Genomic DNA, 25,721 nt, shown 5'->3' with positions numbered 1-25,721 from the left:
TCTTGCCTTACTAATCTATACTCAAACCTTCAGCCTCCCTATCTGGTTTACATAAAAATGAGAAAACTGTACAAACTACCGACAGAAGGGTTTCAGTGGCAATTTTGCCTGCAAAAAATGGCGAAATGACAAGGGAATCTTTTATTGACAGTCACCATCATACATTGTTATAATTTAAATTTTATTTTAATTTGACAACATTGTCGAATGATGGTATTGTATATACAGTGAGGTGTAGTGGAATGGCAAAAACGTTGATTGAAATTAAACGCACATTAGACGCAAACGTAGGCAAAAAAGTCACGATTAAAGCAAATGGCGGAAGACGAAAGACGATTGAACGTTCTGGTCTGTTGGAAGGTACGTACCCTTCAGTATTTATCATTAAGTTAGATCAGGATGCCCACGCATTCGAACGCGTATCATACAGCTATACGGATGTTTTGACAGATACGGTTCAACTGTCACTACCGGAAGAAGAAGTAACAACGACTACAGAGTCTGTTTAACAGTCATTTGGTTTTTACGATGCGATTATTCAAAAAAACGTCTAACGGAACGAACTTAGGCAGTTTTTTGGATAATCGTTTTTTTGTATTGTGCTGGTGCTTTGATGATTGATGGACCTGTAGACGATCCAGCTTAACAGGGAAAACGAAGTGTCAGATATATCCCGCATCCATCATCAACATTTCCCAAAAACGCCATTTTCCTCATAGAAACAATCCCTGCCTCAAGGTAACACTAAAGGTGTCACTGTTACTGGGAGGGCTTAACTATGGGCAGAAGAAGACGAGGCACGATGTCAGAAGGATTTAAAGTAGAGCTGGCAAAGGATTTAGGCTTCTATGACACTGTTCAACGTGAAGGCTGGGGCGGGATCCGCTCACGGGACGCCGGCAACATGACCAAGCGTGCAGTTGAAATGGCCGAACAACGAATGGCCGAGCAGTACCAGAACAAACAATAAATCACGTGACAGTGACGGAAGGTCCAAAGAGGCGATATGCCTTTTGGGCCTTTTTCTTTCCGGAACAACGTCTCAGTGAACCTTTTTATTTCATGTGCAAGTCTGGGTTCTTTTGATATGCGTAGATGAGCGCTAGAAGCGACACTCCTGAGGTGGGGGGAGCCAAGATAGACCCGAAGGCATTGAAAAAGTTAAAGATCAAACTTTTTCAGTGCCTTCAGACCCCACAAGGAGGCTCGTCGGCACTGCCGTAGATAGGGAGCGGATAGCGTGCAACGAAGCTTTACAATTGAGGTAGGGATATATTCATTTTCCGGAACTAGCCCTCTAAAGAAGGAGATTAGCTAAGCCTTTCATAAAAATAGCGACATTTTTCTGCCAAAACTGGTTCCCTCACAAGAGTAATGGTAAAATAGCGAAAGCGACAATGTTCGGGGAAAAGCTAGAAAAAGTAGGTGGAAATGATGCAGCGGATTGTAAAAGCACCAGCGAAAATCAATTTAACCCTTGATGTCTTAAATAAACGAAACGACGGTTATCATGAAGTGGAAATGGTCATGACGACGGTTGATTTAGCCGATCGCATTCATTTAACGGTAAAAGACAAGAACGCGATTACGATTGATGTGGACAAAGGGTTTGTACCAAGCAATGAACAAAACCTTGCTTACAAAGCAGCGAATCTGTTGAAAAAGCGCTTCAACGTAAAAAAAGGCGTACATATTTTTATTGAGAAAAACATCCCGGTTTCAGCAGGCCTTGCAGGGGGGAGCACGGATGCAGCTGCCACTCTTAGAGGACTGAATGACTTGTGGAACTTGGGGCTAAGCCTTGATGAGCTTGCCGATCTCGGGGCGGAGATCGGCTCGGACGTTCCCTTCTGTGTACATGGTGGAACAGCCATTGCTAGAGGTAGGGGCGAGAAGCTTGAGCACATCGCCACACCACCTCCGTGTTGGATTGTCCTTGTGAAACCGCCTATGGGTGTTTCAACAAAAGACATCTACGGTAAGTTGAAATTGGAAGATTTGCAACACCCTAATACAGAGAAAATGGTTCAAGCCATTGAAGAAAAGAACTTTAAAGGAATCTGTAGTGAGCTTGGTAATGCTATGGAAGACGCAACTTTTTCTATCCATCCCCAAGTCCTTCATTTAAAAAACCGAATGAAAGGGTTTGGAGCGGATGGTGTTCTTATGAGTGGAAGTGGACCGACCGTTTACGCCCTTGTGCAAAACCAATCTCGTGCAGACCGGATCAATAACGGTCTTAAGGGTTTCGTGGATCAGGTTTTTGTCGTTCGCCTTTTAGGTACTCGTCACGAATAGGGTATGGATTTGTAAAATCCGGACAATAATGATATATTAACTTTAAATATTCGGATTTTACACGGAGGTTGACGGATGAAATTTCGCAGGAGCGGGCGGCTGGTGGATATGACCCACTATTTTATGGACAATCCTCATCGGCAAGTGCCTTTAACTTATTTTTCAGAACGTTATCAATCGGCCAAATCATCGATTAGTGAAGATTTGACGATCGTAAAAGAAATGTTTGAAGCAAAAAAGATCGGAACGCTTGAGACGGCGGCAGGAGCCACCGGTGGCGTGACGTTTATTCCGAGCGTGGATGAAGAAACCGCTACAACATTCCTCGAAGAGCTCTGTGAGCGACTGGAAGATCCGGATCGGATCTTACCAGGTGGTTACCTTTACATGATGGATGTTATTGGAGACCCCACACTTGTACAAAGTATCGGGCGAATTTTTGCCTCCCGTTACCGACATGCAAACGTAGATGCGGTCATGACAATGGCAACCAAGGGGATTCCTCTCGCGTACGCCGTAGCTTCTCAATTGAACGTGCCGGTAAGCATCGTTAGGCACGAGCATCGGATTACAGAAGGGTCCATTGTGAGCATTAACTACGTGTCAGGGTCCAAAAAGCGCATCCAGACCATGTCATTGGCAAGGCGGAGTCTGAAGCCTCACTCGAACGTGTTGATTATTGATGACTTTATGAAAGCTGGGGGAACCATTCGCGGCATGATGGAGCTCGTGCATGAATTTCAATCCACTGTTGCGGGAATCGGTGTCCTGACAGAAGCCGTTCATGAAGAAGAACCACTTGTAGATGAATACACATCGCTTACGAAGATATCTCAAGTAGATGCAAAAGCAAAAACGATCAAAGCAGAAATTGGAAATCTCTTTTAACTAGTGAAGGCCGTTCCTTAATGGAGCGGTTTTTTTGTTTTTGCTTTCGTGCCTCCCTATTCCTATTAAAAAGACGTGCGAGTACCACCTCCACACTGGCATAAAACTTGCATAAATACAGGGTGAGAAACGAATCACTCAAACCATGAGGAGGAATAGAAATGAGAGAAGTCGTTATTGTGAGCGCTGCTCGAACACCAATCGGAAATTTTGGCGGTGCTTTAAAAGAGAAGTCGGCAGTGGAGTTAGGAACAATCGCAGCCAGGGGGGCCATTGAGCGGGCAACGATTACCCCTGACATGATTGATGATGTGTTGATCGGCAACGTTCTCTCAGCCGGCCTTGGACAAAATGTAGCACGACAAGTGGCCATTCACGCAGGACTTCCAGATACGATTACGGCCACAACCATTAACAAGCTATGCGGATCGGGTCTTCGAACGGTGAGTATGGCAGCTCAGTTTATCGCTCTTGGTGATGCAGATGTCATTTTAGCTGGAGGAACAGAAAGCATGAGCAACGCCCCTTACGTGTTGCCACAGGCACGCTTCGGACAACGAATGGGAGACGGGCGAATGGTTGACACAATGTTACGGGACGGTCTTACGGATGCCTTTGAAGACATTCATATGGGTATAACAGCAGAGAATATCGCGACCAGATGGGAGCTATCTCGAGAAGATCAAGATGCCTATGCATTGAAAAGCCAGCAACGGGCAGAAGCATCGCAAAAAGCTGGTCGGTTTGAGGAAGAGATTGTTCCTGTTGACATTCCGAAACGGAAAGCAGAAGCAAAACGTGTAAAAGATGACGAGTTCCCAAAGCATGGGATGACCATGGAGAAGCTTGCGAAGCTCCGCCCTGCGTTTAAAAAAGACGGTACCGTTACTGCGGGATCGGCGTCAGGTATTAACGATGGAGCGGCCATGGTGATTGTCATGGCAAAAGAAAAAGCGGAAGAGCTTGGCATAACGCCTCTTGCCACGATCACGGCATACGGAAATGCAGCATTAGATCCGAACATTATGGGGTATGGCCCAGTACCTGCAACAATTCAAGCATTAAAAAGAGCCAACTTGACCACAGATGACCTTGATTTAATTGAGGCAAATGAAGCGTTTGCTGCGCAAGCATTAAGTGTGGTTAACGATCTTAACCTGGACCCGGATAAGGTAAACGTAAATGGAGGGGCCATAGCCCTTGGTCACCCAATTGGGGCATCAGGCGCGCGTATTTTGGTTTCTTTGCTACATGAAATGAAGCGACGGGACGCAAAGCGAGGATTGGCTACCTTATGTATCGGCGGAGGCCAGGGCACGTCATTGATCGTTAGTCGGTAACGGACCGAAAAGATCGGACCATGAATGGATGAATGTTTGCTATACTAACGTTTAAGAGTAGAAGGAGGTGGGAGCATGCATACACATGAGCAAATTCCGGCAAAAGTAGCGATGAAAAAAGCGCCCGTCGTATTGCTAAAAGAAGAGAGCATACAAGAAGCGGCAAGAAAAATGTATCAGTTTAAACATGAGCACGCACCGGTGATTGACCACATGAAGCGTGTTGTAGGAAGTTTGTCCGGGGATTCTTTACTGTCCGCCTTAATGAAAGGGCTTCCACCTCAAACGTTAGTAAAGGACATTATGGACAGACAAGTGCTTACGGTATATGAAGAGGAAACCCCCGTCCAAAAGATTACTTACCACCCTTCAAGCCTGTTGGTGGTTAATCACAACCAAGAGTTAGCGGGGATTTTGTACTCGGATGATTGGTTCAATCTAGCTGAGGCGAAACGAATGGAGAGAGTGGATCTATTAGGATCCTTGCTCGATTGTGAACAGGACATGTTGCTCGTCACAAAACATGATGAGCGAATTGTTTACGCTAACAAGCAGGCAAAGGACGTGTACGGTCTTTTACCCGGAATGAACGTCACAGATCTTATAGAGAAAAGCACCTTTGTTGATATGATTTCTGATGGATTGGATGAAGAAACCTACTCTTTTTTTATAAAGAAACAAAAAATGCGGATCAAGAAGTATACAGTCTCTTGTGGAGAAGGTAGTTACTACGTGTTTCGGTTCAAAGAAGCCACACCCTCACTGACCCAAGGAGAAGGGGAGTGGAAAGAAAAGGCCGAGCAAATGGAAACCATTCTTGAGCTGACCTATGACGGCATCATTATTGTCGACACTCAAGGGATGATTACAATGATTAGTAAAGAATATGCTTCTTTCTTGGAGATGGAGGAAGAAGCGATCGTCGGCCGCCACGTCACAGATGTTATTGAGCACACGCGCATGCATATTGTGGCCAAGACAGGGAAGCCCGAAATCGCAGATATTCAGCCGATTAAAGGGGACTACATGATTGCCACGAGACTCCCGATTTATAAAGAAGGGAAGCTCGTAGGGGCAGTCGGAAAAGTACTTTTTAAAAACTTGGGAGGCTTTAAAGCGCTCAAAAAACGAATGGAAAAGCTCGAAAAGGAGCTGGCCTCGTTTCGAGGGGAATGGAAGGAAACGAATCGGGCGAAGTATCAATTCGATCAGCTCATTGGAAAAAGTGAACAGTGGAACAGGGCAAAAGAGTTGGCCTTAAAGGCATCGTCTACCGACTCCAGCGTGCTTCTTCTTGGGGAGAGTGGAACGGGAAAAGAGCTCTTCGCCCACGCTATTCATAACGCTAGTCCTCGGGCTCCGGGGCCTTTTGTAAAAGTAAATTGCGCAGCCATTCCTAATGACTTGATCGAAAGCGAGTTGTTTGGCTATGTGGAAGGTTCGTTTACAGGTGCGAAAAGGGGCGGGAAAATAGGGAAGTTCGAAGCCGCTGATGGGGGAACCATTTTTTTGGACGAAATCGGAGAACTGCCAATACATATGCAGGTGAAGTTACTAAGAGTACTTCAAGAGCGGGAAGTGGAAAGAGTGGGAGCGACAAAAGCGAAACCGGTGGATATTCGGGTGATCGCTGCGACCAATCGTCATTTAGAGAACATGATCGATGAAGGTGACTTCAGGCTCGATCTCTTCTATCGTCTGAATGTGTTTTCCATCTCCATCCCACCTTTAAGGAGTCGTCCGGAAGACATCGAGGAACTTATTCCGTACTTTCTAAAGAAACTCTCTCGCACATTAGGAAAAGAAGTGCGAACCATTGAAGATGAAGCGAAGGGAGCTCTTCTTGATTATCATTGGCCGGGCAATACAAGAGAGCTTGAAAATGTGGTGGAGCGCACGGTGAACGTCGTCGATTCGTATCAAACGATTACAAAGAGCCACTTGCCGGAAAAGTTGACCGGAGTGTCCGGGCGACGAGAAAAGCCTCAATCTTATGCCGAACAAATGCTTGAGGCTGAAAAGAAGGCAGTAACGAACGCCCTTCGTTATACGAATGGGAATAAATCGAAGGCAGCGAAGGTTCTTGGTTTAAGCAGAACAGCTTTGTATGAAAAAATAGCTAAGCTGGGATTATCATCCGCAAATTAGACTCAAAAGGTGCCGCCTTTTGAGTTTTTTTGTACCATTCTTGTGTAATAATCAGTCCTTCTCACTCGTATTTTGTAAGGTTTACTGAACACTACTGTTAAATGGACCACGAACTGTAAGTTTATGTTTACATTAGGGCTAAGGTGGTGTTCTTTTGTGTACGGGTTTCCTTACAATCAAGAGAGAAAAGAGACAACCGATTATGAAAGCGCATACATATAAGGCGGTTTTATGAGGAGTTTTCCTCTATTTTGTTGGCATCGTTCTTGCATTTTAAAACGTCATACCGAAAATCGAACTTGGAGGTTGATGTGAGTATGAGTAAGGTGATGACAGCAAAAGAAGCCGTTAAAAAAATAAAAGATGGATCCATGGTAGCGACCGGTGGGTTTGTAGGCAACGGACACCCGGAAGAATTGACGAAAGAATTGGAAGCGCGCTTTCTTGAAGAGAGTGCTCCGAGAGATTTGTCCTTGGTATACGCTGCCGGTCAAGGTGACGGAAAAGATCGAGGACTTAATCACCTTGGACACGAAGGACTTGTTAAACGAGTAATTGGAGGGCATTGGGGTCTGGCCCCGAAGCTACAGAAATTAGCAATCGACAACAAAATCGAAGCCTATAACCTTCCTCAAGGGGTTATTACGCATCTTTTTAGAGATATTGCGGCAGGAAAGCCCGGTACAATTTCTCAAGTGGGGTTGCGAACCTTTGTTGATCCGAGAAAAGATGGAGGAAAAATCAACGATTGCACGAAAGAAGATGTAGTGGAGCTCATGTCGATTCATGATAGAGAATATTTGTTTTATCATACTTTCCCGATTCATGTAGCCATCATTCGCGCCACCTATGCGGACGAATTTGGAAACGCTACCATGGAAAAAGAAGTGGCGAGTCTTGAGATTTTATCCATGGCACAAGCAGCTAAGAACTCCGGTGGAATAGTCTTGATGCAAGTAGAGAAGGTAGTGGAAAACGGCACGCTCGACCCGAGGATGGTCAAAGTGCCGGGGATCCTCGTGGATGCAGTCATAGAAGCGAAACAAGAAAACCATATGCAAACCTTCGCTGAAGACTATAACCCTACGTATTCAGGAGAAATTAAAGTGTCTCTTGATAAATTAAAGCCGCTTCCTTTATCGTCGCGAAAAATCATTGCTCGTCGATCTGCTATGGAGTTGATTCCAAATGCGATTACTAATTTGGGCATAGGTGTACCAGAAGGGGTTGCTTCTGTAGCCAGTGAGGAAGGTGTGATTTCTAACATGAGGCTTACAGTAGAATCCGGGCCGATCGGAGGAATTCCGGCAGGAGGGTTGAGCTTTGGAGCTTCCACGAACCCTGATGCGATCATCGATCAACCTTACCAATTCGACTACTACGATGGAGGCGGACTTGATCTAGCCTTTCTTGGCCTGGCTCAGCTCGACCGAGATGGGAATGTCAATGTAAGTAAATTCGGCTCTAAAGTAACCGGTGCCGGTGGCTTTATTAACATTACGCAAAATGCAAAGAAGGTCGTTTTCTGCGGCACGTTTACAGCAGGGGGCTTAGATGTCTCCATCGAAGACGGAAAGTTGGCAATTTTACAAGAAGGAAAGATTAAGAAGTTTATCCGCGAGGTAGAGCAGATCACATTTAACGGTCCGTATGCCTTCGAGACGAAGCGGCCGGTGATGTATGTAACGGAGCGAGCGGTCTTCGAGCTTGGTCCAAACGGTATTGTCTTAAAAGAAATCGCGCCTGGTGTGGACTTACAGCGAGATATCTTAGACCAAATGGATTTTGAACCAATTGTATCGGATGAATTGAAGCCAATGGATCTTCGGATTTTTAGACAGGAAAAAATGGAGCTTGGTAACAACGCTAAAAAAACACTTACTGAAGTATAAGAAGAGGAGGGAATTTACATGTTTGGTATTTTACTAGGTTTAGCATTACTCATGTTTTTAGCCTACAGAGGTTGGTCAATCATTTGGGTGGCCCCAATTGCAGCCGGTGTGGTGGCGTTAACCGGTGGACTTGATCTTTTGGATGCTTATACGGACACGTACATGCAAGGCTTCGTTGATTTTGCGAAGACGTGGTTCCCGGTCTTTATGCTAGGTGCGATCTTCGGGAAGTTGATGGAAGACACGGGGATGGCAAAGTCTGTGGCCTTAGCATTAACGAAGGTCATTGGTACTGAACGAGCTATATTAGGCGTGCTCGTTTCGGCTGCTGTCCTTACCTATGGTGGAGTTAGTTTGTTTGTGGTTGTCTTTGCTGTTTACCCACTTGCATTGGCTCTGTTTAGAGAAGCGAACATTACTAGACGTTTAATTCCGGCAACAGTAGCTTTAGGTGCTTTTACCTTTACGATGACGGCTCTTCCGGGTACACCTCAAATTCAAAACCTTATCCCAATGCCTTACTATCAGACAACACCGATGGCTGCTCCAGTAATGGGGATTTCAGCCGCAGTTGTTATGGCAGTAGGAGGGTATTTATACCTTCGATGGCGTGAGAAAAAACTTACTGCTACAGGGGAGGTCTATACCGAACCAAAAGATAAAAAAGTATTGGCTGAAGATGAGGGTGGAAAAGTCCCTCATGTTATTTTATCGGTACTTCCGCTCTTGATTGTCCTTGGTACATTGAACCTTTTTAACCTAGACATTGTCATTGCCCTTATCATCGGTATTCTCGCAATAATGGCCTTAAACATTACGAAGTTTAAACAGTTTACAAAAGCGATAAATGGTGGAGCGAATGGTTCAATTATTGCCATTATTAATACGAGTGCAGCGGTAGGGTTTGGTGCTGTTGTACGTGCGGTTCCGGGCTTTGAGCGCATGACTGAGATCGTTTTAAGTGTTCCTGGAAACCCTCTTATCTCACAAGCGGCGGCGATCAATGTTCTTGCCGGGGCTACAGGTTCTGCGTCCGGCGGGATGGGAATTGCTCTTGAAGCCCTTGGAGATAGGTATTACGAAATTAGTATGGCTACAGGGATTCCGCCTGAAGCCTTCCACAGAGTCGCTTCTATCGCGTCTGGTGGTTTAGATGCTCTTCCTCATAACGGAGCCGTATTAACACTCCTGGCCATTACAGGAATGAGTCATAAAGAAGCCTATAAAGATATCTTTGTGGTTGGGGTTGTGATTCCTGTCATTTCTGTATTTGTTGCGATCTTGGTATCCATTATTGGATTTTTGTAAGACATAATCAGCCATTTGAAGAAAGTAGCCTAGCGCAGGCTCGATCGGTCATGTGGCTAGACAGACTATATGTGAACTAAAGGAGACATAAACATGAGATTAAAAGAAAAGACAGCCATCATTACAGGTGCCGGACGAGGCATTGGAAAAGAAACAGCGTTAGTGTTTGCAAGAGAAGGGGCAAACGTTATTGTAGCGGATTTAAATGAAGACGATATAAGGCAAACCGTTCAAGAAATTGAGGCGGAGGGCGGTAGAGCGATTGCCGTGTCAGTCAATGTAACTGATCGTGAAGGTATACAAACATTAGTAGAGGAAGCAAAAGCAGCATTTGATCGCATTGATATTCTCGTAAATAACGCTGGTATTACAGCAGATGCTCAGTTGTTAAAAATGGAAGAGTCTCAGTGGGACCGAGTGATTGATGTGAATTTAAAAGGAGTATTTAATGTGACACAGGCAGCCGCTGCCGTCATGAAAGAACAAGGTGGCGGTGTGATCCTTAACGCTTCTTCGGTTGTGGGTACGTACGGAAATTTCGGACAGACCAACTATGCTGCGACGAAGTGGGGAGTCAATGGCATGACGAAAACATGGGCGAAAGAGCTCGGGCGCTATCAAGTACGTGTGAATGCCGTAGCTCCAGGATTCGTGTTGACACCTATGACTGAAAAGATGCCTGAAAAAGTGTTAACCATGATGAAGGAGAAGGCCGTGCTGAAGGATCTTGCTACGCCAACTGACATTGCAAGTGCCTATTTGTTCCTCGCATCAGACGAAGCAAGGTTCATTACAGGTGAAATTCTCAGTGTGGATGGCGGGGTTGTTATTTAAGACGTCCCCATTTGCGGCACCGATAAGATTATTTTGAAGAAGGAATGATGAAGGCCGTCCATGTTGGGCGGCTTTTGTTTTGTAATAAAAGGTAGCTCTATGAAGTCGTTTTCCCCCTCAAAATACGCCGGCGGTCCAGTAAATGATCCCTGTCCGTCATGCTTTTTGCACACATCTTCTAAATTAGGAAAAAGGCCTCAGGAGGAAGGTTGTAGCTACTTCTGAATATAACGATTACAAATTTTAAAATTTCTCAGAAAAATAGAAGGAATTTTCCAACAAACGTTGAATTTGTTAATCAAGAATCTATTATACGGAAAAGGTGGTGGCAGATATGGAAGTAACAGATGTGAGACTGCGCCGTGTAAACACGGAAGGTCGTATGCTCGCTATCGCATCTATTACCATCGATGATGAATTTGTCGTGCATGACATTCGCGTGATCGACGGAAATAATGGCATGTTTGTAGCAATGCCGAGCAAGCGTACTCCAGACGGAGAGTTTAGAGACATCGCGCATCCGATTTCCTCTCGAACGAGAGAGAAAATCCAGACAGCTGTTCTTGCAGAGTACGAACGGGCTGGAGAGGAAGAAGTAGAATACGAGGAAGCAGGCGCTTCTTAAATTTTACAATGGATATAACCCGGTCACTTAGGAGACCGGGTTATTTTATTTGTGTTCATTTTTATCGTGTTAGCTAGGTTTCGAAAAGATGGCGCTTCAAGTTCCTACGACGCAGAGACTAAGAGGCTTCACGATCAGAGTGAGAAGCACGGTGTCCCACCTTATCCCCTGGTCCACCAAGAAAAGGGAGCGAATGGCGACCTACGGAGCTTTACATAGAAGGAACAGAGGATTCACAATCCCATATTGTGGTATAGAATAATAAACCATTGCTAAAAAGAAGCTTTAAAGGCTGTGTTTGCAAAAGGCAAGCTCACTTTAACCAACGAATTAGCATATCATGGAAAACCCGATAATCTAGTAAGCTTCCTTGAAATATCGCTAGTTTTAAGATATATTCAATAATGGAAAAACGCACCCTGGAGGTATTTTATGAGTAAACGGTTCGCGGTTATTTTAGCCGCAGGTAAAGGAACACGAATGAAGTCTGATTTGTACAAGGTGCTGCACCCTGTTTGCGGAAAAGCAATGGTACAGCATGTGGTTGACCAGCTCAAGGGCTGTGAGGTTGAAAAAACAATCGCTGTAATTGGTCATGGAGCTGAACTTGTAAAAGATCGACTTGGCAATGACGCCGAGTACGTCTTACAAGAAGAACAACTAGGAACGGGTCACGCTGTTATGCAAGCTGAGTCTTTACTTGCGGGTGAAAAGGGAACTACCGTTGTTTTATGCGGAGATACACCGTTGCTTACTCAGGACACAATCAATGAATTACTTGAGTACCACGAGACTCAAGGGGCTAAAGTTACTGTTCTTACAGCAAAAGCTGAAGATCCAACAGGTTATGGTCGTGTGCTCCGAGATGAGAACGAAGCTGTCAAACGAATCGTTGAACATAAAGATGCAAATACTGAAGAGCGAAGCGTGAAAGAAATTAACACAGGAACGTATTGCTTTGATAATGAAGCACTTTTTGAAGCACTTACCCACGTCAATAACGATAACGTTCAAGGAGAGTACTACTTACCTGACGTTATTGAGATTCTCCAAAAACAAGGGGAATTGATTGCAGCCTATCAAACACCGCATTTTGAGGAAACGATGGGTGTAAATGATCGTGTTGCTCTTTCGGAAGCTGAGCAATTCATGCAAAAGCGTATTAACAAAGAGCATATGAAAGCGGGTGTCGGCATGATCGACCCAACGAGCACGTACATCCAAGCCGGTGTTGAAATCGGTAAGGATACACTCCTTTACCCAGGTGTTGTTCTTGAAGCCGGGACTGTGATTGGCGACCAATGCGTAATCGGCCCTCACACGGAAGTGAAAAACAGCCGTATCGGTAACAAAACCACAGTCAAACAATCCGTCGTTCATGACAGTGAAGTGGGAAGTGGCGTAGCCATCGGACCATTCGCTCACATTCGTCCACAATCGGATATCTCTGATGATGTTCGTATTGGAAACTTCGTAGAAATTAAGAAAACAAAAATGGGACAAGGAAGCAAGGCGTCTCACTTGAGCTATCTTGGCGATGCGGAGATTGGAGACGAAGTGAATGTAGGGTGCGGGTCAATTACGGTTAACTATGACGGTAAAAACAAGCACCTTACAAAGATTGAAGATGGAGCGTTTATTGGCTGTAACTCAAACTTAATTGCTCCAGTAACCGTAGGCGAGGGCGCATATGTTGCGGCGGGCTCTACGATTACAGATGATGTGCCGGGAGAAGCATTGGCTATCGCTCGCCAGCGTCAAACAAACAAAGAAAACTACGTAAAAAAAGATAAATAAGCCTGTGTTTAAAACTTTTAACTACTATGGAGGTAAGTGCAATTATGTCCCAATATGGTGATGGAAAGCTTAAAGTATTTACATTGAACTCAAACCCGGAGCTCGCTCACGAGATTACGGATCACATTGGAATAGAAATGGGGAAAAGCTCCGTTTCAAGATTTAGTGATGGTGAGATCCAAATTAATATTGAAGAAAGTATTCGTGGCTGTGATACATACATCATTCAGTCCACTTCTTCTCCGGCAAATGAGCATATTATGGAGCTTCTCATTATGATTGACGCTCTTAAGCGTGCATCTGCGAAAACGATCAACGTGGTTATGCCTTACTATGGCTATGCCCGTCAAGACAGAAAAGCCCGCTCACGTGAGCCGATAACAGCAAAGCTTGTAGCAAACCTCCTAGAAACAGCCGGTGCTACACGAGTGATTGCACTCGACCTTCACGCAACACAGATTCAAGGGTTCTTTGATATCCCAGTAGACCAGCTCGTCGGTGTTCCGATTTTGGCTGACTACTTTGAAGGAAAGAACTTCGATGACGTGGTTATTGTATCTCCGGACCACGGTGGCGTTATCCGTGCCCGTAAGATGGCGGATCGCTTAAAAGCACCGATTGCTATCATTGATAAGCGTCGTCCAAAGCCGAACGTGGCTGAAGTAATGAACATCGTTGGTAACGTAGAAGGCAAAACGGCGATCATCATTGATGATATCATTGACACTGCAGGTACAATGAGCCTAGCAGCAAACGCATTAGTTGAATCGGGAGCAAAAGACGTGTACGCTTGTTGTACACACCCAGTACTCTCCGGTCCTGCTATGGAGCGTATTGAAAACTCAAAAATCAAAGAGCTGGTTGTGACAAACACAATCAACCTACCTGAAGAAAAGAAAACAGGAAAAGTAACCATGCTTTCAGTAGGTGAATTGTTAGCGAAAGCGATCATTCACGTCCATGAGCAACGTTCTGTAAGTAAGCTTTTTGATTAAGGTGTGCGCCCAAGGGCGGCGAAACAGCTGAGAAAGAACAGCGATAAGGTTTAAAGTATGGTTTCAAATCATTCAAAGTAGGGTAAAACAGTACTATACGAATAGGATGAGGTGACTAGACATGGTAACAGTATTGCAAGCAGTAGATCGTAAGGATTTGCGAGGTTCAAGACTCAACAAGATTCGTCAATCAGGAGGCATTCCGGCCGTACTATACGGAAAATCACTAGACACAACACCAGTCACAGTAGATGAAATCGAATTTCTTAAAACCTACCGTGAAGTTGGTAAAACAGGCGTATTCAAGCTTGATAAAGACGGTAAAAAATACGATGTGATGATTTATGACATGCAAGTGGATCGCATTAAAAATGAATTTGTTCACTTAGACTTCTACGCAGTAGACATGAAGAGTGAACTTGATGCTGATATTCCTGTGAACTTGATTGGAGAATCAAAAGGAGCGAAAGAAGGCGGCGTGGTGCAGCTTGCGGCATACGAATTGTCCGTTAAAGCACTTCCGGCGAACCTTCCTGATTCCATCGACCTTGATGTATCCGACTTAGATGTGAATGATTCCATCCAAGTGAAGGACATTAAAGGCGTGGGAGATTTCGAATTCAACAACGACCCTGAAGAAGTTGTTGTCTCCGTATTGCCTCCTACAGAGGAGCCAGAAGAGCCAGCCACTGAAGGAGGCGAAGAGCCTGAATTAGTAGCTGCTGAAGATGGCGAAGAAAATTCACAAGGTGAAAAAGAAGAATAATATCGATAATGAAATGGAGGTATAACCCACTGAGGTTATGCCTCTTTTCGCCTTGGATTTAATGGTGAAAAGGGAGGCAACTTGTCTTCATAGGAAGCTAACTCGACTAAGCAGTCTGCTAACTTGATTAAAGCGGTTGCTAACTCGACTAAGTTCTATCCTAACTCGACTAAAGCCACCGTTCATTCAACTAAACAAAAAATACTACGTTTTATGATGAATCGTTCTGTTATATAATGAATGGAAAAGCAATTAAGATAAAGATGCGCTCAAGCTTCCATGATAACTCACGAGACTGGCTGGCACAGCCACGAAAAATAAAGGGCCCATAGGCTTCAGCCGCAATTCTAGTGATGCAGAAAATAATATACGCTGTTTTCGGAAGTATTGTTGCTTTTATACAAGAAAAAGTTGAAGCAGAAGGGCACCGCCACGGAAAGCGAAGGGCCCGTATGCTTCAACAACAATTCTAGTGATAAAGAAAATAAAAAAACAACATATATACGAAAACAGCCATAATAAAAAGCAAACACCGTACGAAATAGACAAAAAACATACATAAATCAGGAAGAGGGGACGACAATGTTTTTCAAAAAATGGTTCACCCGCTCTGATAGGGAAGAAGAAAGTGAGGTTACTGCTATGAAGTTAATCGTAGGACTAGGAAATCCGGGGGCGAAATACGATGGTACTCGACATAATGTTGGATTCGAAGTGATTGACCGCTGCCAAGACAAGCTATCGATTGAGCTCACAGAAAGTAAGTTTAAAGGGATTCATGGCTCTGCCGGCATGGGAAGTGAAAAGATTTTTTTGCAAAAGCCTCTCACGTATATGAATTTATCCGGTGAAGCGGTAGCACCTCTCATGAATTTTTATAAAATGACGCCTGAAGATTTGCTAGTCGTGTATGATGACCTGGATCTTGCACCTGGAAAGATTCGTTTACGTCAAAAGGGCGGCGCGGGTGGTCATAACGGCATTAAATCGCTTATTCAACACCTTGGCACGGATGAGTTTAAACGAATTCGAATTGGAGTAGGTAGACCCGTGCAAGGACAAGCGGTAACGGATCATGTTCTTGGTCGCTTTGCACCTGATGAACGAAAACTTATGGATGAATCGGTTGAAAAAGCCACAGATGCGTGTTTATCATGGACAAAACAGCCGTTTCTTCAAGTGATGAATGACTATAATTAACGAAAACAAGTGAATAACCGGTATTTTCTCCGTTCATACTATTGCAAGAAGGTTTTGCATAGGTTTGTTAGGAGGATATATCATGGCTATACATTATGAATGTCGTCATTGTCGGACGAAACTAGGTTCAATTAATCATTCAGATGAAGAAAGATTAGGGTTTCATCTCCTTAACGAAGAGGAACGGGAAACCATGATCAATTATGACGATCGTGGAGAAACACACGTGAAAGCGATCTGTGAAGAGTGCGAGAAAGCACTAACTGAAAATCCTGATTATCACCAATTTGAGTCTTTTTTACAATAATGGATGGTTTTAAATGACAGTAGGCTTTGGCAAGCGACATGCCAAAGCGTTTTTCTGCTGATATACAGAAGGGTGTCATACTACTAGATTAGAAAAAAGCAAGGGGGGAAACACCTTGAAAGGCTTAATAGACTTATTTAGTCGAGGGGACGATGTAACGAGCATTACAGATGGCATTGAGGCAAGGCTATCAGAACAAATGGTAGCTGGTCTCACAGGGTCATCCAGGTCTCTTTTACTCGCTTCAATCTATCAAAAAACCAGAGGTTCACAGCTGATTGTGACCCATAATCTATATCAAGCCCAAAAGCTATATGAGGATTTATCTTCTTTAGCGGGAGAAGAGGACATCTTTTTATACCCCGTTAATGAATTAATTGCTTCTGAGATCGCTGTTGCTTCACCGGAAATGAGAGGACAGCGCATCGAGGCCTTAAACCACTGGACCAACAATAAGCCAGGAATCGTGATTACGCCGATGGCCGGTTTAAGACGACTGCTTCCGCCAAAGGAAGTGTGGTCACAATGTCAAGTGGAACTAAAGGTAGGAGAAGATCTCGATCTAGATCGTGTTCTTACCCGTTTTGTTTCGATGGGCTTCTCAAGAACCGATATGGTCACGTCACCGGGAGAGTTTAGTGTTCGAGGCGGTATTATAGATATTTACCCACTAACTGAAGAGCATCCGATCCGAATTGAGCTCTTTGATACAGAGGTTGACTCGATTCGGCATTTCGACGTGGAAACACAACGTTCTTTAAATCAAACCGAGCACGTGTGGATTGGCCCTGCTAAAGAAGTGTTACTTGAGGATCGCCATTACGAAAATGGCGCTATGCGTCTTGAGCAACAATTGTCGGCAACATTGTCGAAAATGAAGGATGCGAAAGCGAAAGAATTAACCTCCCAAAAAGTAGGCGAGGAGATTGGCTGGCTAAGAGAAAAAACGCCATTTGATGCTATGTATAAATACATGGCCTATTACTATGATCAAAAAGCTACGCTTCTGGATTACCTACCTGAAGGCGGTGCTGTCTTCGTTGATGAAATCAGCCGAGTACAAGAGATGGCTCAAAGTCTTGAAAAAGAAGAAGCAGAGTGGCAGACGACGATGCTCAGCCAAGGAGCGAGCGTATCCGACTTGGTCATTTCAAAAACGTGGAGCGAGCTGATTGAAAAGGCAAGTGTTCCTCGTGTTTATATGAGTCTCTTCTTGCGACACGTTCCGTCTACAGCACCGAAAAACATCGTAAATTTCCAAGCGAAGTCGATGCAGAACTTTCACGGGCAGCTCCATTTGTTGAAAACGGAAGTGAGCCGTTGGAAAGAATCGGATTATCGCATTTTATTTGTCGCTGGTGACCAAGATCGTGCGGAGCGAATGAAACAGGTGCTCGCGGATTACGACATTGAAGCGGGAATTACATCTCCTGACAATCGTCCAGCGCCAGGGGAAGCCCTTATTACGACTGGGCAGGTTACTGCAGGATTCGACCTTCCTATGCAACGGATTATGATTGTGACAGAGGAAGAAGTATTTACAAAAAAAGCCCGTCGTCCGAAACGGAACCGTCAAAAACTGTCTAATGCCGAGCGAATCAAAAGTTATTCAGAGCTGAAAGTCGGGGACTGGGTTGTTCATATTAACCACGGAATCGGAAAGTATTTAGGCATTGAAACGTTGGACATCGGTGGTATTCATAAAGACTACATGCACATTACCTATGCGGGAGATGACAAGCTCTATGTGCCTGTAGATCAAATTGACCAAGTCCAAAAGTACGTCGGTTCAGAAGATAAAGAGCCAAAGCTCTATGCTTTAGGTGGAAGCGACTGGAAGAAAGTGAAGAACAAAGTTCGCTCTTCTGTAGAGGATATCGCTGATGATCTGATTAAGCTCTATGCTGAACGAGAGTCGAGTAAAGGGCACGCCTTTTCTGAAGATGGACCGGAACAACGGGAGTTTGAGAATTCATTCCAGTACCAAGAAACGGAAGATCAAATTTCTGCTATTGAGGAAATCAAAAAAGACATGGAAAGAGACCGTCCGATGGATCGTCTTCTGTGTGGAGACGTAGGTTATGGCAAAACGGAAGTGGCTCTTCGCGCTGCCTTTAAAGCCATCATGGATGGAAAGCAAGTGGCGTTTCTTGTACCAACAACGATCCTCGCGCAGCAGCATTACGAAACGATTCGAGAGAGATTTCAAGACTTCCCGATTAATATTGGCCTCATGAATCGATTCCGTACAAAGAAAGAACAAAAAGGAACCATTGAAGGACTGGGTAAAGGATCCATGGACATTGTGGTCGGTACCCACCGACTATTATCAAAAGATGTGAAGTTTAAAAACCTCGGTCTTCTTGTTGTGGATGAAGAACAGCGATTTGGGGTTACACATAAAGAGAAGATTAAACAATTGAAGGCGAATGTGGATGTACTCACACTCACTGCTACACCGATCCCTAGAACCCTTCACATGTCCATGCTTGGCGTGCGAGATCTATCGGTCATTGAGACCCCGCCTGAGAACCGTTTCCCCGTTCAAACGTATGTGGTTGAATACAACGAAGCTCTAACACGTGAAGCGATTGAGAGGGAGTTGGCAAGGGGAGGGCAAGTGTTCTTCTTGTATAACAGGGTAGAAGATATTGAGACGATGTCCGACAAAATTGCCACGCTCGTTCCCGACGCTACGGTCCGCTTTGCTCATGGTCGTATGACGGAAACAGAGCTTGAAAGTGTCATGCTCGACTTCTTAGAAGGGAACGCAGACGTATTGGTTACGACGACAATTATTGAAACAGGGGTCGACATTCCTAACGTAAATACCCTTCTTATCTATGATGCCGATCGTATGGGACTGTCACAGCTTTATCAGCTCCGCGGACGAGTAGGCCGATCTAATCGAGTGGCCTATGCTTACTTCACCCATCAGCGGGATAAAGTACTGACAGAAGTAGCGGAGAAAAGGCTCCAGTCCATTAAGGAGTTCACTGAGCTCGGATCTGGCTTTAAAATTGCTATGCGAGACTTGTCCATTCGAGGTGCCGGTAATCTACTTGGAGCCGAGCAGCACGGGTTTATCGCTTCGGTTGGTTTCGATCTTTACTCACAAATGCTGAAAGACGCGATCGATGAGCGAAAAGAAGCAGTAAGTAGCGATAAGGGAGAACAGACGAAGAAAAAGACGAAGCCGGACCTTGATTTGGATATCAAAGTGGATGCTTATATTCCGGAGTCGTATATCCCTGATTCAAAGCAAAAAATCGACATGTACAAACGGTTCAAGGAGCTTGATTCACAGCGGGATATTCTCGATCTGCAAAATGAAATGATTGACCGCTTCGGTGATTATCCAAAAGAAGTTGGTTTCTTGTTCCAAGTGGCAAAGATCAAAGCATACTCTTATCAAGAGGGTGTTCAGTCCATTGTGGAGAAGAACAATGAGTGTAAGGTCATTCTGACTGAAGAGGCCACAAATGGTATCGATGGGTCGAAATTGTTTAACCTTGTCAATAAAATTTCCCGGAAAATGAATCTTTCCATGACAGGAAAGTCAATTACGATCCATATAAAGCGAAAAACGTTAAAAGACGAAGAATATTTGAACGCTCTTGAAAAAGCGTTGGCGAATCTTGATGAAGTACGAAAAGAACCTGTAGGGTAACATGTACTAGACTGAAGCACCGATCCCGTTGATCGGTGCTTTTTCTCTATATAAGGTGAAGTGTGAAAAGATGACTTAGTATCAGGGCCCTTGTGAATGACTAAACACAGGGTCAGACCCCATATTTGGAAGGGGATTTCCAATGAAAGCAGGGAGATACGCAATTTTATTCTTTAATTGGTGAATAGTTCTTTTTTTTAGTTGGATAATAAGTACAAGCTCAAGCTGGCAAAGAAACATTGCCTGCACAACATCTACGTGATTACATCAAGGAAAGCGAGGCAACGCATGTATGAAGGCAACTGGAATTGTTCGTCGCATTGATGATTTAGGCCGGGTCGTAATCCCAAAGGAAATTAGACGCACATTGAGGATTCGTGAGGGAGACCCTTTGGAAATTTTCGTCGATCGTGACGGCGAAGTAATCTTGAAGAAGTATTCTCCGATCTCTGAATTGGGTGATTTTGCTAAGGAATACGCAGAAGCGCTATACGACAGCCTAAATCATCCTGTACTTATCGCAGACCGCGATACGTATATCGCCGTAGCAGGCGGATCGAAGAAGGATTACGCGAATAAGAGTATCGGCGATATTATCGAATCGGCCATGAATGATCGCAAAACGCTCCTAGAGACAAGCTCAGGAGAGTACAACATTGCCGGAGAAGCAAAAGACAATCTGAGTGGGTACGTTATTGCCCCTATTATTGCCAGCGGTGATCCAATTGGGGCGGTTGTACTTCTTGCAAAAGAAGGCGCCCAAATGGGAGATGTGGAGAAAAAGCTCGCTGAAACAGCGGCAGGATTTCTCGCACGTCAAATGGAACAATAATCATTTATATTTGTTAAAAAGGGAGCTGCCTGAGAGGTGGCTTTCTTTTTTTATGTCTGATTCGCTAGGAACCTGCTCATTACAAAGGGGCGATTAAGTTATGCTATAATAACGTCATAAAAGTCCGGAGGGGAAAGTTCCCTGATGAGAGAAACGGTGTGCAATGATGGGGAACGAAAAAGAAGTCTCAATGAAGAACAACGACCATAACAACGCGAAGCGACAATCCTTTGTTAAAGGGGCACTTTATTTATCCCTTGCAGCCATCATCGTCAAGGTCTTAAGTGCCGTCTACAAAGTGCCGTACCAAAACATAACGGGAGACGTAGGGTTTTATGTATATCAGCAAGTGTATCCCTTTTACGGTATTGCCTTGGTACTTGCTACATACGGATTTCCCGTCATCTTGTCAAAATTAATCTCTGATGAACGGGAAAAGGGAAACAAAGGAAACATTGGAGGCTTGCTTGTTGTGTCAACGGTCGTGATTGGTGCGGTCAATGTGAGTCTTGGCTTCATGCTTTATTGGAGTGCCCCTTTTCTTGCAGCTGGAATTGGCGATGCACGTCTAGCTTTTCCACTGCAGGTTATGGCTGCCCCTTTTCTTGTGATGCCATTCGTATCTGTCTTAAGAGGTTATTATCAAGGAATGGAATGGATGACACCGTCTGCCGTGTCTCAAGTGATTGAGCAGAGTGTGAGAGTGGTTGCCATCCTCCTTTTGTCCGCTTGGGCAATGGCTCAATACGGCCCTTATGAAGCAGGTGCAGCGGCGGCCTTGGGTTCCTTTTTCGGAGGGATGGCTGCGCTGTTCTCCTTGTTGTTCCCCTTGAAAAAAAGTAGGCTCCACATACGTTCTGTAAAAAAAGATCGAGAGTGGAAGCGATATACAAAAGCGATCGTGATTGGTGGATTTTATGTTTGCATAAGCGCAATGAGCATGGTTTTGATGCAGCTCATTGACTCATTAACGATGGTTCGCTTGCTAAGTATGACTGGCATGGAAAGGGACATGATCCCTGTTTTAAAAGGAATATATGATCGTGGATGGCCTATTGTACAAATGGGAACCGTGATTACGACCTCCTTCTCCTTGAGTCTCGTCCCACTAGTGGCAAGAGCATCTTTTAACCGGGATCATAACAAGGTGCGCCTTTACACAGCTCGGGCCGTAAAAACGGGGGCATTCCTTGGTGGTGCAGCCGCAGTTGGCTTGGTTACCGTGATGCCGACCTTGAACCCCATGCTTTTTACAGACCGTCAAGGTGAACATGCCCTAATGCTGATCAGTTCTGTCGTTCTGCCTGCTTCTCTTTTTTTAACGACTGCAGCGATCCTGCACGGTGTTGGGAAAGGGAAGGTACTTCTTTTTTCCGTTGCAGTAGGGATTGTAGTTAAAACAATTTCTAATGGGATATTTGTTCCTCTGTACGGAATAAACGGAGCAGCGATAGCCACACTGCTCAGTTACGTAACCATGGTCTTCATTGTCTTTATATATATGAAGAAACTGGGAGTGTGGAATGCAAGGGGAACGGGAGTGGGAGAAGGGATCAAACTGATGATTGCTCTAACCCTAACCGGGGTGACTGCATTGGTGTGTCAGGCCATTTGGTTTTATGCAGTAGCGGATGCATCTCGTTTCGGATCCGTCGTGATTGCTCTAACTGCATCTGGTGCCGGTGCAGTAGCGTTTCTAATATCAGGCGTAAAGTTAAATGTGATTAAGTACGAAGATTGGCAAGAAGTACCCAAACTACCTTCAATGATAAAAAAACTGGAACGTAAGAAAAGGAGCTGACAAACCGTGGCCCATACGATTACAATTTTAGGACTTGGTGCAGGGGACTTGGACCAATTACCGATTGGGATTTATAAAAAACTAAAACGAGTTTCTTCATTATATGTGCGCACAAAAGACCATCCTGTCCTGCACGAGTTAAAAGAAGAGGGCATCGACCCTGAAAGTTTTGATCATATATATGAGCAACACGACCAATTTTCGAGCGTATATGAATCAATCACAGCAATTCTTTTGGAAAAAGCAAGAGAAGAAGATGTGGTTTATGCCGTGCCCGGTCATCCCCTTGTTGCGGAGGAAACCGTGCAGCGCCTCATAAAAGGCGCGAATAAATACGGTGTCACCATTAAGGTCGAAGGTGGACAGAGTTTCCTAGATCCGGTATTTGCATCTTTAAAGATCGATCCTATTGAAGGCTTTCAATTGGTAGACGGTACAGCCTTGAAGCGAGACGAATTGCAGTTAAGACACCATATTCTCATTGGCCAAGTGTATGATGCATTCGTGGCATCAGAAGTGAAGCTCACTTTAATGGACATTCTCCCTGATGACTATCTTGTAACCGTGGCAACAGCTGTAGGAAGTAAAGAGGAAACCTTAACGGAAGTTCCTTTGTATGAACTAGACCGAGTAACCACGTTGAATAACCTTACTGCAGTCTACGTGCCGCCGGTAAAAGACGATGCCCTTCTTACTCACGAATTCACAAAGCTTAGAGATGTGATTGCCACTCTTCGCGGTCCAGGTGGTTGCCCGTGGGACCAAAAGCAAACCCACGAGTCTCTTAAGCCTTATTTAATCGAAGAAGCGTATGAAGTGCTAGAAGCCATCGACGAACAAGATGAAGAGAACCTCGCTGAAGAACTGGGTGATGTGTTACTGCAGGTCATGCTTCATGCACAGATTGGTGAAGATGACGGCTACTTCTCAGTTTCGGATGTGATTACGTCCATAACTGAAAAGATGATCCGTCGTCATCCCCATGTGTTTGATACGGCCCATGCAGACAACTCTGAAGCCGTCGTTACGCAGTGGGAAAAGATTAAGCGAGAAGAAAAAGGGGACAAAGGCTCTGACGAGGGACTCTTAGACAGCATCCCAAAATCATTGCCGAGCTTACTACGTGCATACAACGTTCAAAAGAAAGCGGCTAAAGTTGGCTTTGATTGGGACGATGCACAGCCGATGCGCGAAAAGCTGAAAGAAGAACTCCGCGAATGGGAAGAAGAGCTGGAAAACGGTGATCCTGAAGCGATGAAAAAAGAGTTCGGAGACGTGCTCTTTACAATCGTAAACATTGCCCGTTTTTATAAAATTGAACCGGAAGAAGCGCTACGAACCACAAACGAAAAATTCGTTCGCCGATTCCGTTATATTGAAGAGACCTTAAAAGAAACAGGGTCTGATTGGGAAGAAAAATCCTTAGACGAACTCGATGTATTTTGGAACGAAGCGAAAGAGCGAGGGTTGTAGACTCTGTGCTTAATCAATCCTGCAGGGTGTTTCTACCGGCTTGCTAGCACCGCCACGGAAAGCGAAGGGCCCGTATTCTTCAACAACAATTCTCGTGACGAAGAAAATATTAAAAAAGCAACAATCTATACGAATATTGCGTAAACAAAAGAGAGAGGAGATTCCATATGAGAATCGATAAATATCTAAAGGTTTCAAGACTCATCAAACGAAGAACGATGGCTAAAGAAGTAGCTGAGCAAGGAAGAATCACAGTCAACGGTCAAACTGTCAAAGCTGGCGCGAATGTTAAAGTAGGGGATGAAATTTCAATCCGCTTTGGTCAAAAAATCGTAACCGTAACTGTAGACCGCCTAGAAGAGTCTACACGAAAAGATGAAGCTGCTACTCTCTATACATTAGTTAAAGAAGAGTCACTTCGAGACGAACAGTCCGATTTTTAAAGGCCCACCGTTCCTAAGGGACGAAAAGATCTTTAGTTTTACCATTGAAGGAAAAGATAAAATGCCATCCTTTGTTTCGTCCCTTTTGAATCAGGGTAAACAAACAAAGGAATGTCTTACATAATGTGCAAAACAGGGCTTGTTCTATTCACTTAACCCTCCACATAGACTGTACCAAAGAGTCTGGGGAGGGTAGTGCTATGAATCAATCATATGAATTCATGTCAGGTGGACAAGGACGGCAACAAAGAGACCACAACATCTCGATGAAAGGTCGAAAAACCCTTGAAATTACAGGAGTAAAACAAGTGGAAAGCTTCGATAACGAAGAATTCCTGTTGGAAACCGAAATGGGTTTCTTATCCATACGGGGCCAGCATTTACAGATGAAAAACCTTGATGTAGATGAAGGGAACGTCTCTATTCAAGGGCGGGTGGACGATCTTGTTTACCTCGACCAAAATAACAGTGATAAATCCAAAGGGTTCTTCGGGAAGTTATTCAAGTGACCCTTGAAGTACAATTCGAAACGATGCTAGTCATGACTGTGATGGGCATCTGGCTTGGGGTGGCTGTGGACACATATCATCGATTCCTTGGCAGCCCCCGTCAGTTTAAATGGGTTCACCTCGTGAATGATTTATTCTTTTGGTGTGCCCAAGGCCTTTTTCTGTTTTATGTTTTACTTAAGGTCAACGAAGGGGAAATGAGATTCTACGTCTTGCTTGCTCTTTTGCTTGGTTATTCTACTTATCGCGCTTTACTGCAAAACATTTATAAGAGTGTGCTTGAATGGATGATCCGTTTCGTCATTGCTTTATACCGATTTATTGTCAGACTGATCGTCATCTTCATCATCACGCCGATAAAATGGTTATTGCAAGTTGTACTGGCCTTATGTATGATAATATTATCCACAATATGGAGAATTGTTTACTTTTTCCTAAGAGTATTGATCGCGCCCCTACGTTGGACCTTGGCTAAAGTAGGTGTACGATTTACGTTCTTGGTAAAATGGAAACAAAATCTTTATTTATTTTCAGAAAAGCTATACAGTCAATTTAAACGAGTGAGGAACTGGTTTAAGAAAAGAAAGGAGTGAAG

Annotated in this window: 22 protein-coding genes; all 22 read left to right on the top strand. The window is 44.3% G+C overall.

The features are described 5' to 3' along the window. Positions 1–242: 242 nt before the first annotated feature. The 22 genes from veg (at position 243) to yabQ (ending at position 25,719) form a co-directional block, all read left to right on the top strand. On the top strand, positions 243–509 hold the full coding sequence (gene veg, locus G476_RS0102440; RefSeq protein ID WP_026688703.1) for a biofilm formation stimulator Veg: 267 nt from the start codon (positions 243–245) through the stop codon (positions 507–509). Positions 510–778: 269 nt separating this feature from the next. Beyond that, positions 779–970 carry a small, acid-soluble spore protein, alpha/beta type gene (locus G476_RS0102435; protein WP_026688702.1) on the top strand — a complete coding sequence of 64 codons (192 nt, stop codon included), beginning with the start codon at positions 779–781 and terminating at the stop codon, positions 968–970. 464 nt (positions 971–1,434) lie between these two features. Further along, positions 1,435–2,298 carry a 4-(cytidine 5'-diphospho)-2-C-methyl-D-erythritol kinase gene (gene ispE / locus G476_RS0102430; RefSeq protein ID WP_026688701.1) on the top strand — a complete coding sequence of 288 codons (864 nt, stop codon included), beginning with the start codon at positions 1,435–1,437 and terminating at the stop codon, positions 2,296–2,298. 75 nt (positions 2,299–2,373) lie between these two features. Further along, entirely contained in the window at positions 2,374–3,186 is an 813-nt protein-coding gene (gene purR / locus G476_RS0102425; RefSeq protein ID WP_026688700.1) for a pur operon repressor, read from the top strand. Positions 3,187–3,347: 161 nt separating this feature from the next. Next, a complete protein-coding gene (locus G476_RS0102420) occupies positions 3,348–4,526 on the top strand; it encodes an acetyl-CoA C-acetyltransferase (protein WP_026688699.1) in 1,179 nt (392 codons plus the stop codon). 75 nt (positions 4,527–4,601) lie between these two features. After that, positions 4,602–6,674, top strand: a complete 2,073-nt coding sequence (locus tag G476_RS23145; RefSeq protein WP_084405574.1) for a sigma-54-dependent Fis family transcriptional regulator — start codon at positions 4,602–4,604, stop codon at positions 6,672–6,674. Between the two features lie 317 nt (positions 6,675–6,991). Further along, entirely contained in the window at positions 6,992–8,566 is a 1,575-nt protein-coding gene (locus G476_RS0102410; RefSeq protein ID WP_026688698.1) for an acyl CoA:acetate/3-ketoacid CoA transferase, read from the top strand. 18 nt (positions 8,567–8,584) lie between these two features. Further along, positions 8,585–9,874 (top strand): GntP family permease, encoded by a 1,290-nt coding sequence (locus G476_RS0102405; protein ID WP_026688697.1) that lies wholly within the window; start codon positions 8,585–8,587, stop codon positions 9,872–9,874. Between the two features lie 93 nt (positions 9,875–9,967). Then, positions 9,968–10,708 (top strand): 3-oxoacyl-ACP reductase FabG, encoded by a 741-nt coding sequence (fabG, locus tag G476_RS0102400; protein ID WP_026688696.1) that lies wholly within the window; start codon positions 9,968–9,970, stop codon positions 10,706–10,708. Positions 10,709–11,042: 334 nt separating this feature from the next. Further along, entirely contained in the window at positions 11,043–11,333 is a 291-nt protein-coding gene (gene spoVG, locus G476_RS0102395; protein WP_026688695.1) for a septation regulator SpoVG, read from the top strand. Positions 11,334–11,765: 432 nt separating this feature from the next. Then, positions 11,766–13,130, top strand: a complete 1,365-nt coding sequence (gene glmU / locus G476_RS0102390) for a bifunctional UDP-N-acetylglucosamine diphosphorylase/glucosamine-1-phosphate N-acetyltransferase GlmU (RefSeq protein WP_026688694.1) — start codon at positions 11,766–11,768, stop codon at positions 13,128–13,130. Between the two features lie 41 nt (positions 13,131–13,171). Further along, the gene (locus tag G476_RS0102385) at positions 13,172–14,125 is read left to right on the top strand and encodes a ribose-phosphate diphosphokinase (RefSeq protein WP_026688693.1); all 954 of its coding nucleotides are present in this window, start codon (positions 13,172–13,174) and stop codon (positions 14,123–14,125) included. A gap of 121 nt (positions 14,126–14,246) precedes the next feature. Further along, complete coding sequence (locus G476_RS0102380; RefSeq protein ID WP_026688692.1) at positions 14,247–14,891, top strand: 50S ribosomal protein L25/general stress protein Ctc; 645 nt, start codon at positions 14,247–14,249, stop codon at positions 14,889–14,891. 642 nt (positions 14,892–15,533) lie between these two features. Next, entirely contained in the window at positions 15,534–16,091 is a 558-nt protein-coding gene (pth, locus tag G476_RS0102375) for an aminoacyl-tRNA hydrolase (RefSeq protein WP_026688691.1), read from the top strand. A gap of 82 nt (positions 16,092–16,173) precedes the next feature. Further along, a complete protein-coding gene (fin, locus tag G476_RS0102370; RefSeq protein WP_026688690.1) occupies positions 16,174–16,398 on the top strand; it encodes an anti-sigma-F factor Fin in 225 nt (74 codons plus the stop codon). Between the two features lie 115 nt (positions 16,399–16,513). Then, complete coding sequence (gene mfd, locus G476_RS0102365) at positions 16,514–20,068, top strand: transcription-repair coupling factor (RefSeq protein WP_026688689.1); 3,555 nt, start codon at positions 16,514–16,516, stop codon at positions 20,066–20,068. 292 nt (positions 20,069–20,360) lie between these two features. Continuing rightward, positions 20,361–20,900 (top strand): stage V sporulation protein T, encoded by a 540-nt coding sequence (gene spoVT / locus G476_RS0102360; protein WP_026688688.1) that lies wholly within the window; start codon positions 20,361–20,363, stop codon positions 20,898–20,900. Between the two features lie 163 nt (positions 20,901–21,063). Continuing rightward, positions 21,064–22,701 carry a putative polysaccharide biosynthesis protein gene (locus tag G476_RS21115; protein WP_084405572.1) on the top strand — a complete coding sequence of 546 codons (1,638 nt, stop codon included), beginning with the start codon at positions 21,064–21,066 and terminating at the stop codon, positions 22,699–22,701. 6 nt (positions 22,702–22,707) lie between these two features. Continuing rightward, positions 22,708–24,174 carry a bifunctional methyltransferase/pyrophosphohydrolase YabN gene (gene yabN / locus G476_RS0102350; protein WP_026688687.1) on the top strand — a complete coding sequence of 489 codons (1,467 nt, stop codon included), beginning with the start codon at positions 22,708–22,710 and terminating at the stop codon, positions 24,172–24,174. Positions 24,175–24,341: 167 nt separating this feature from the next. Continuing rightward, on the top strand, positions 24,342–24,617 hold the full coding sequence (locus G476_RS0102345; protein ID WP_026688686.1) for an RNA-binding S4 domain-containing protein: 276 nt from the start codon (positions 24,342–24,344) through the stop codon (positions 24,615–24,617). 200 nt (positions 24,618–24,817) lie between these two features. Further along, a complete protein-coding gene (yabP, locus tag G476_RS0102340; RefSeq protein WP_026688685.1) occupies positions 24,818–25,126 on the top strand; it encodes a sporulation protein YabP in 309 nt (102 codons plus the stop codon). Further along, positions 25,123–25,719 carry a spore cortex biosynthesis protein YabQ gene (gene yabQ, locus G476_RS0102335; RefSeq protein WP_026688684.1) on the top strand — a complete coding sequence of 199 codons (597 nt, stop codon included), beginning with the start codon at positions 25,123–25,125 and terminating at the stop codon, positions 25,717–25,719. Before yabP ends, yabQ begins: the two co-directional genes overlap by 4 nt. Positions 25,720–25,721 lie beyond the last annotated feature (2 nt).

Source organism: Alteribacter aurantiacus DSM 18675 (assembly GCF_000429705.1).
GTDB lineage: Bacteria > Bacillota > Bacilli > Bacillales > Salisediminibacteriaceae > Alteribacter > Alteribacter aurantiacus.
The sequence above is the reverse complement of the archived record's forward strand: the minus strand, read 5'-3'. Positions and strand labels throughout refer to the sequence as shown.

Bases quoted from the DNA above. Each gene is read 5' to 3' on its own strand.
- pth (WP_026688691.1), top strand. From the start codon at position 15,534: ATGAAGTTAATCGTAGGACTAGGAAATCCGGGGGCGAAATACGATGGT.
- G476_RS0102380 (WP_026688692.1), top strand. From the start codon at position 14,247: ATGGTAACAGTATTGCAAGCAGTAGATCGTAAGGATTTGCGAGGTTCA.
- glmU (WP_026688694.1), top strand. From the start codon at position 11,766: ATGAGTAAACGGTTCGCGGTTATTTTAGCCGCAGGTAAAGGAACACGA.
- ispE (WP_026688701.1), top strand. From the start codon at position 1,435: ATGCAGCGGATTGTAAAAGCACCAGCGAAAATCAATTTAACCCTTGAT.
- G476_RS21115 (WP_084405572.1), top strand. From the start codon at position 21,064: ATGATGGGGAACGAAAAAGAAGTCTCAATGAAGAACAACGACCATAAC.
- veg (WP_026688703.1), top strand. From the start codon at position 243: ATGGCAAAAACGTTGATTGAAATTAAACGCACATTAGACGCAAACGTA.
- fin (WP_026688690.1), top strand. From the start codon at position 16,174: ATGGCTATACATTATGAATGTCGTCATTGTCGGACGAAACTAGGTTCA.
- G476_RS0102420 (WP_026688699.1), top strand. From the start codon at position 3,348: ATGAGAGAAGTCGTTATTGTGAGCGCTGCTCGAACACCAATCGGAAAT.
- G476_RS23145 (WP_084405574.1), top strand. From the start codon at position 4,602: ATGCATACACATGAGCAAATTCCGGCAAAAGTAGCGATGAAAAAAGCG.
- G476_RS0102405 (WP_026688697.1), top strand. From the start codon at position 8,585: ATGTTTGGTATTTTACTAGGTTTAGCATTACTCATGTTTTTAGCCTAC.
- spoVT (WP_026688688.1), top strand. From the start codon at position 20,361: ATGAAGGCAACTGGAATTGTTCGTCGCATTGATGATTTAGGCCGGGTC.
- yabP (WP_026688685.1), top strand. From the start codon at position 24,818: ATGAATCAATCATATGAATTCATGTCAGGTGGACAAGGACGGCAACAA.
- spoVG (WP_026688695.1), top strand. From the start codon at position 11,043: ATGGAAGTAACAGATGTGAGACTGCGCCGTGTAAACACGGAAGGTCGT.
- G476_RS0102345 (WP_026688686.1), top strand. From the start codon at position 24,342: ATGAGAATCGATAAATATCTAAAGGTTTCAAGACTCATCAAACGAAGA.
- G476_RS0102410 (WP_026688698.1), top strand. From the start codon at position 6,992: ATGAGTAAGGTGATGACAGCAAAAGAAGCCGTTAAAAAAATAAAAGAT.
- G476_RS0102435 (WP_026688702.1), top strand. From the start codon at position 779: ATGGGCAGAAGAAGACGAGGCACGATGTCAGAAGGATTTAAAGTAGAG.
- fabG (WP_026688696.1), top strand. From the start codon at position 9,968: ATGAGATTAAAAGAAAAGACAGCCATCATTACAGGTGCCGGACGAGGC.
- purR (WP_026688700.1), top strand. From the start codon at position 2,374: ATGAAATTTCGCAGGAGCGGGCGGCTGGTGGATATGACCCACTATTTT.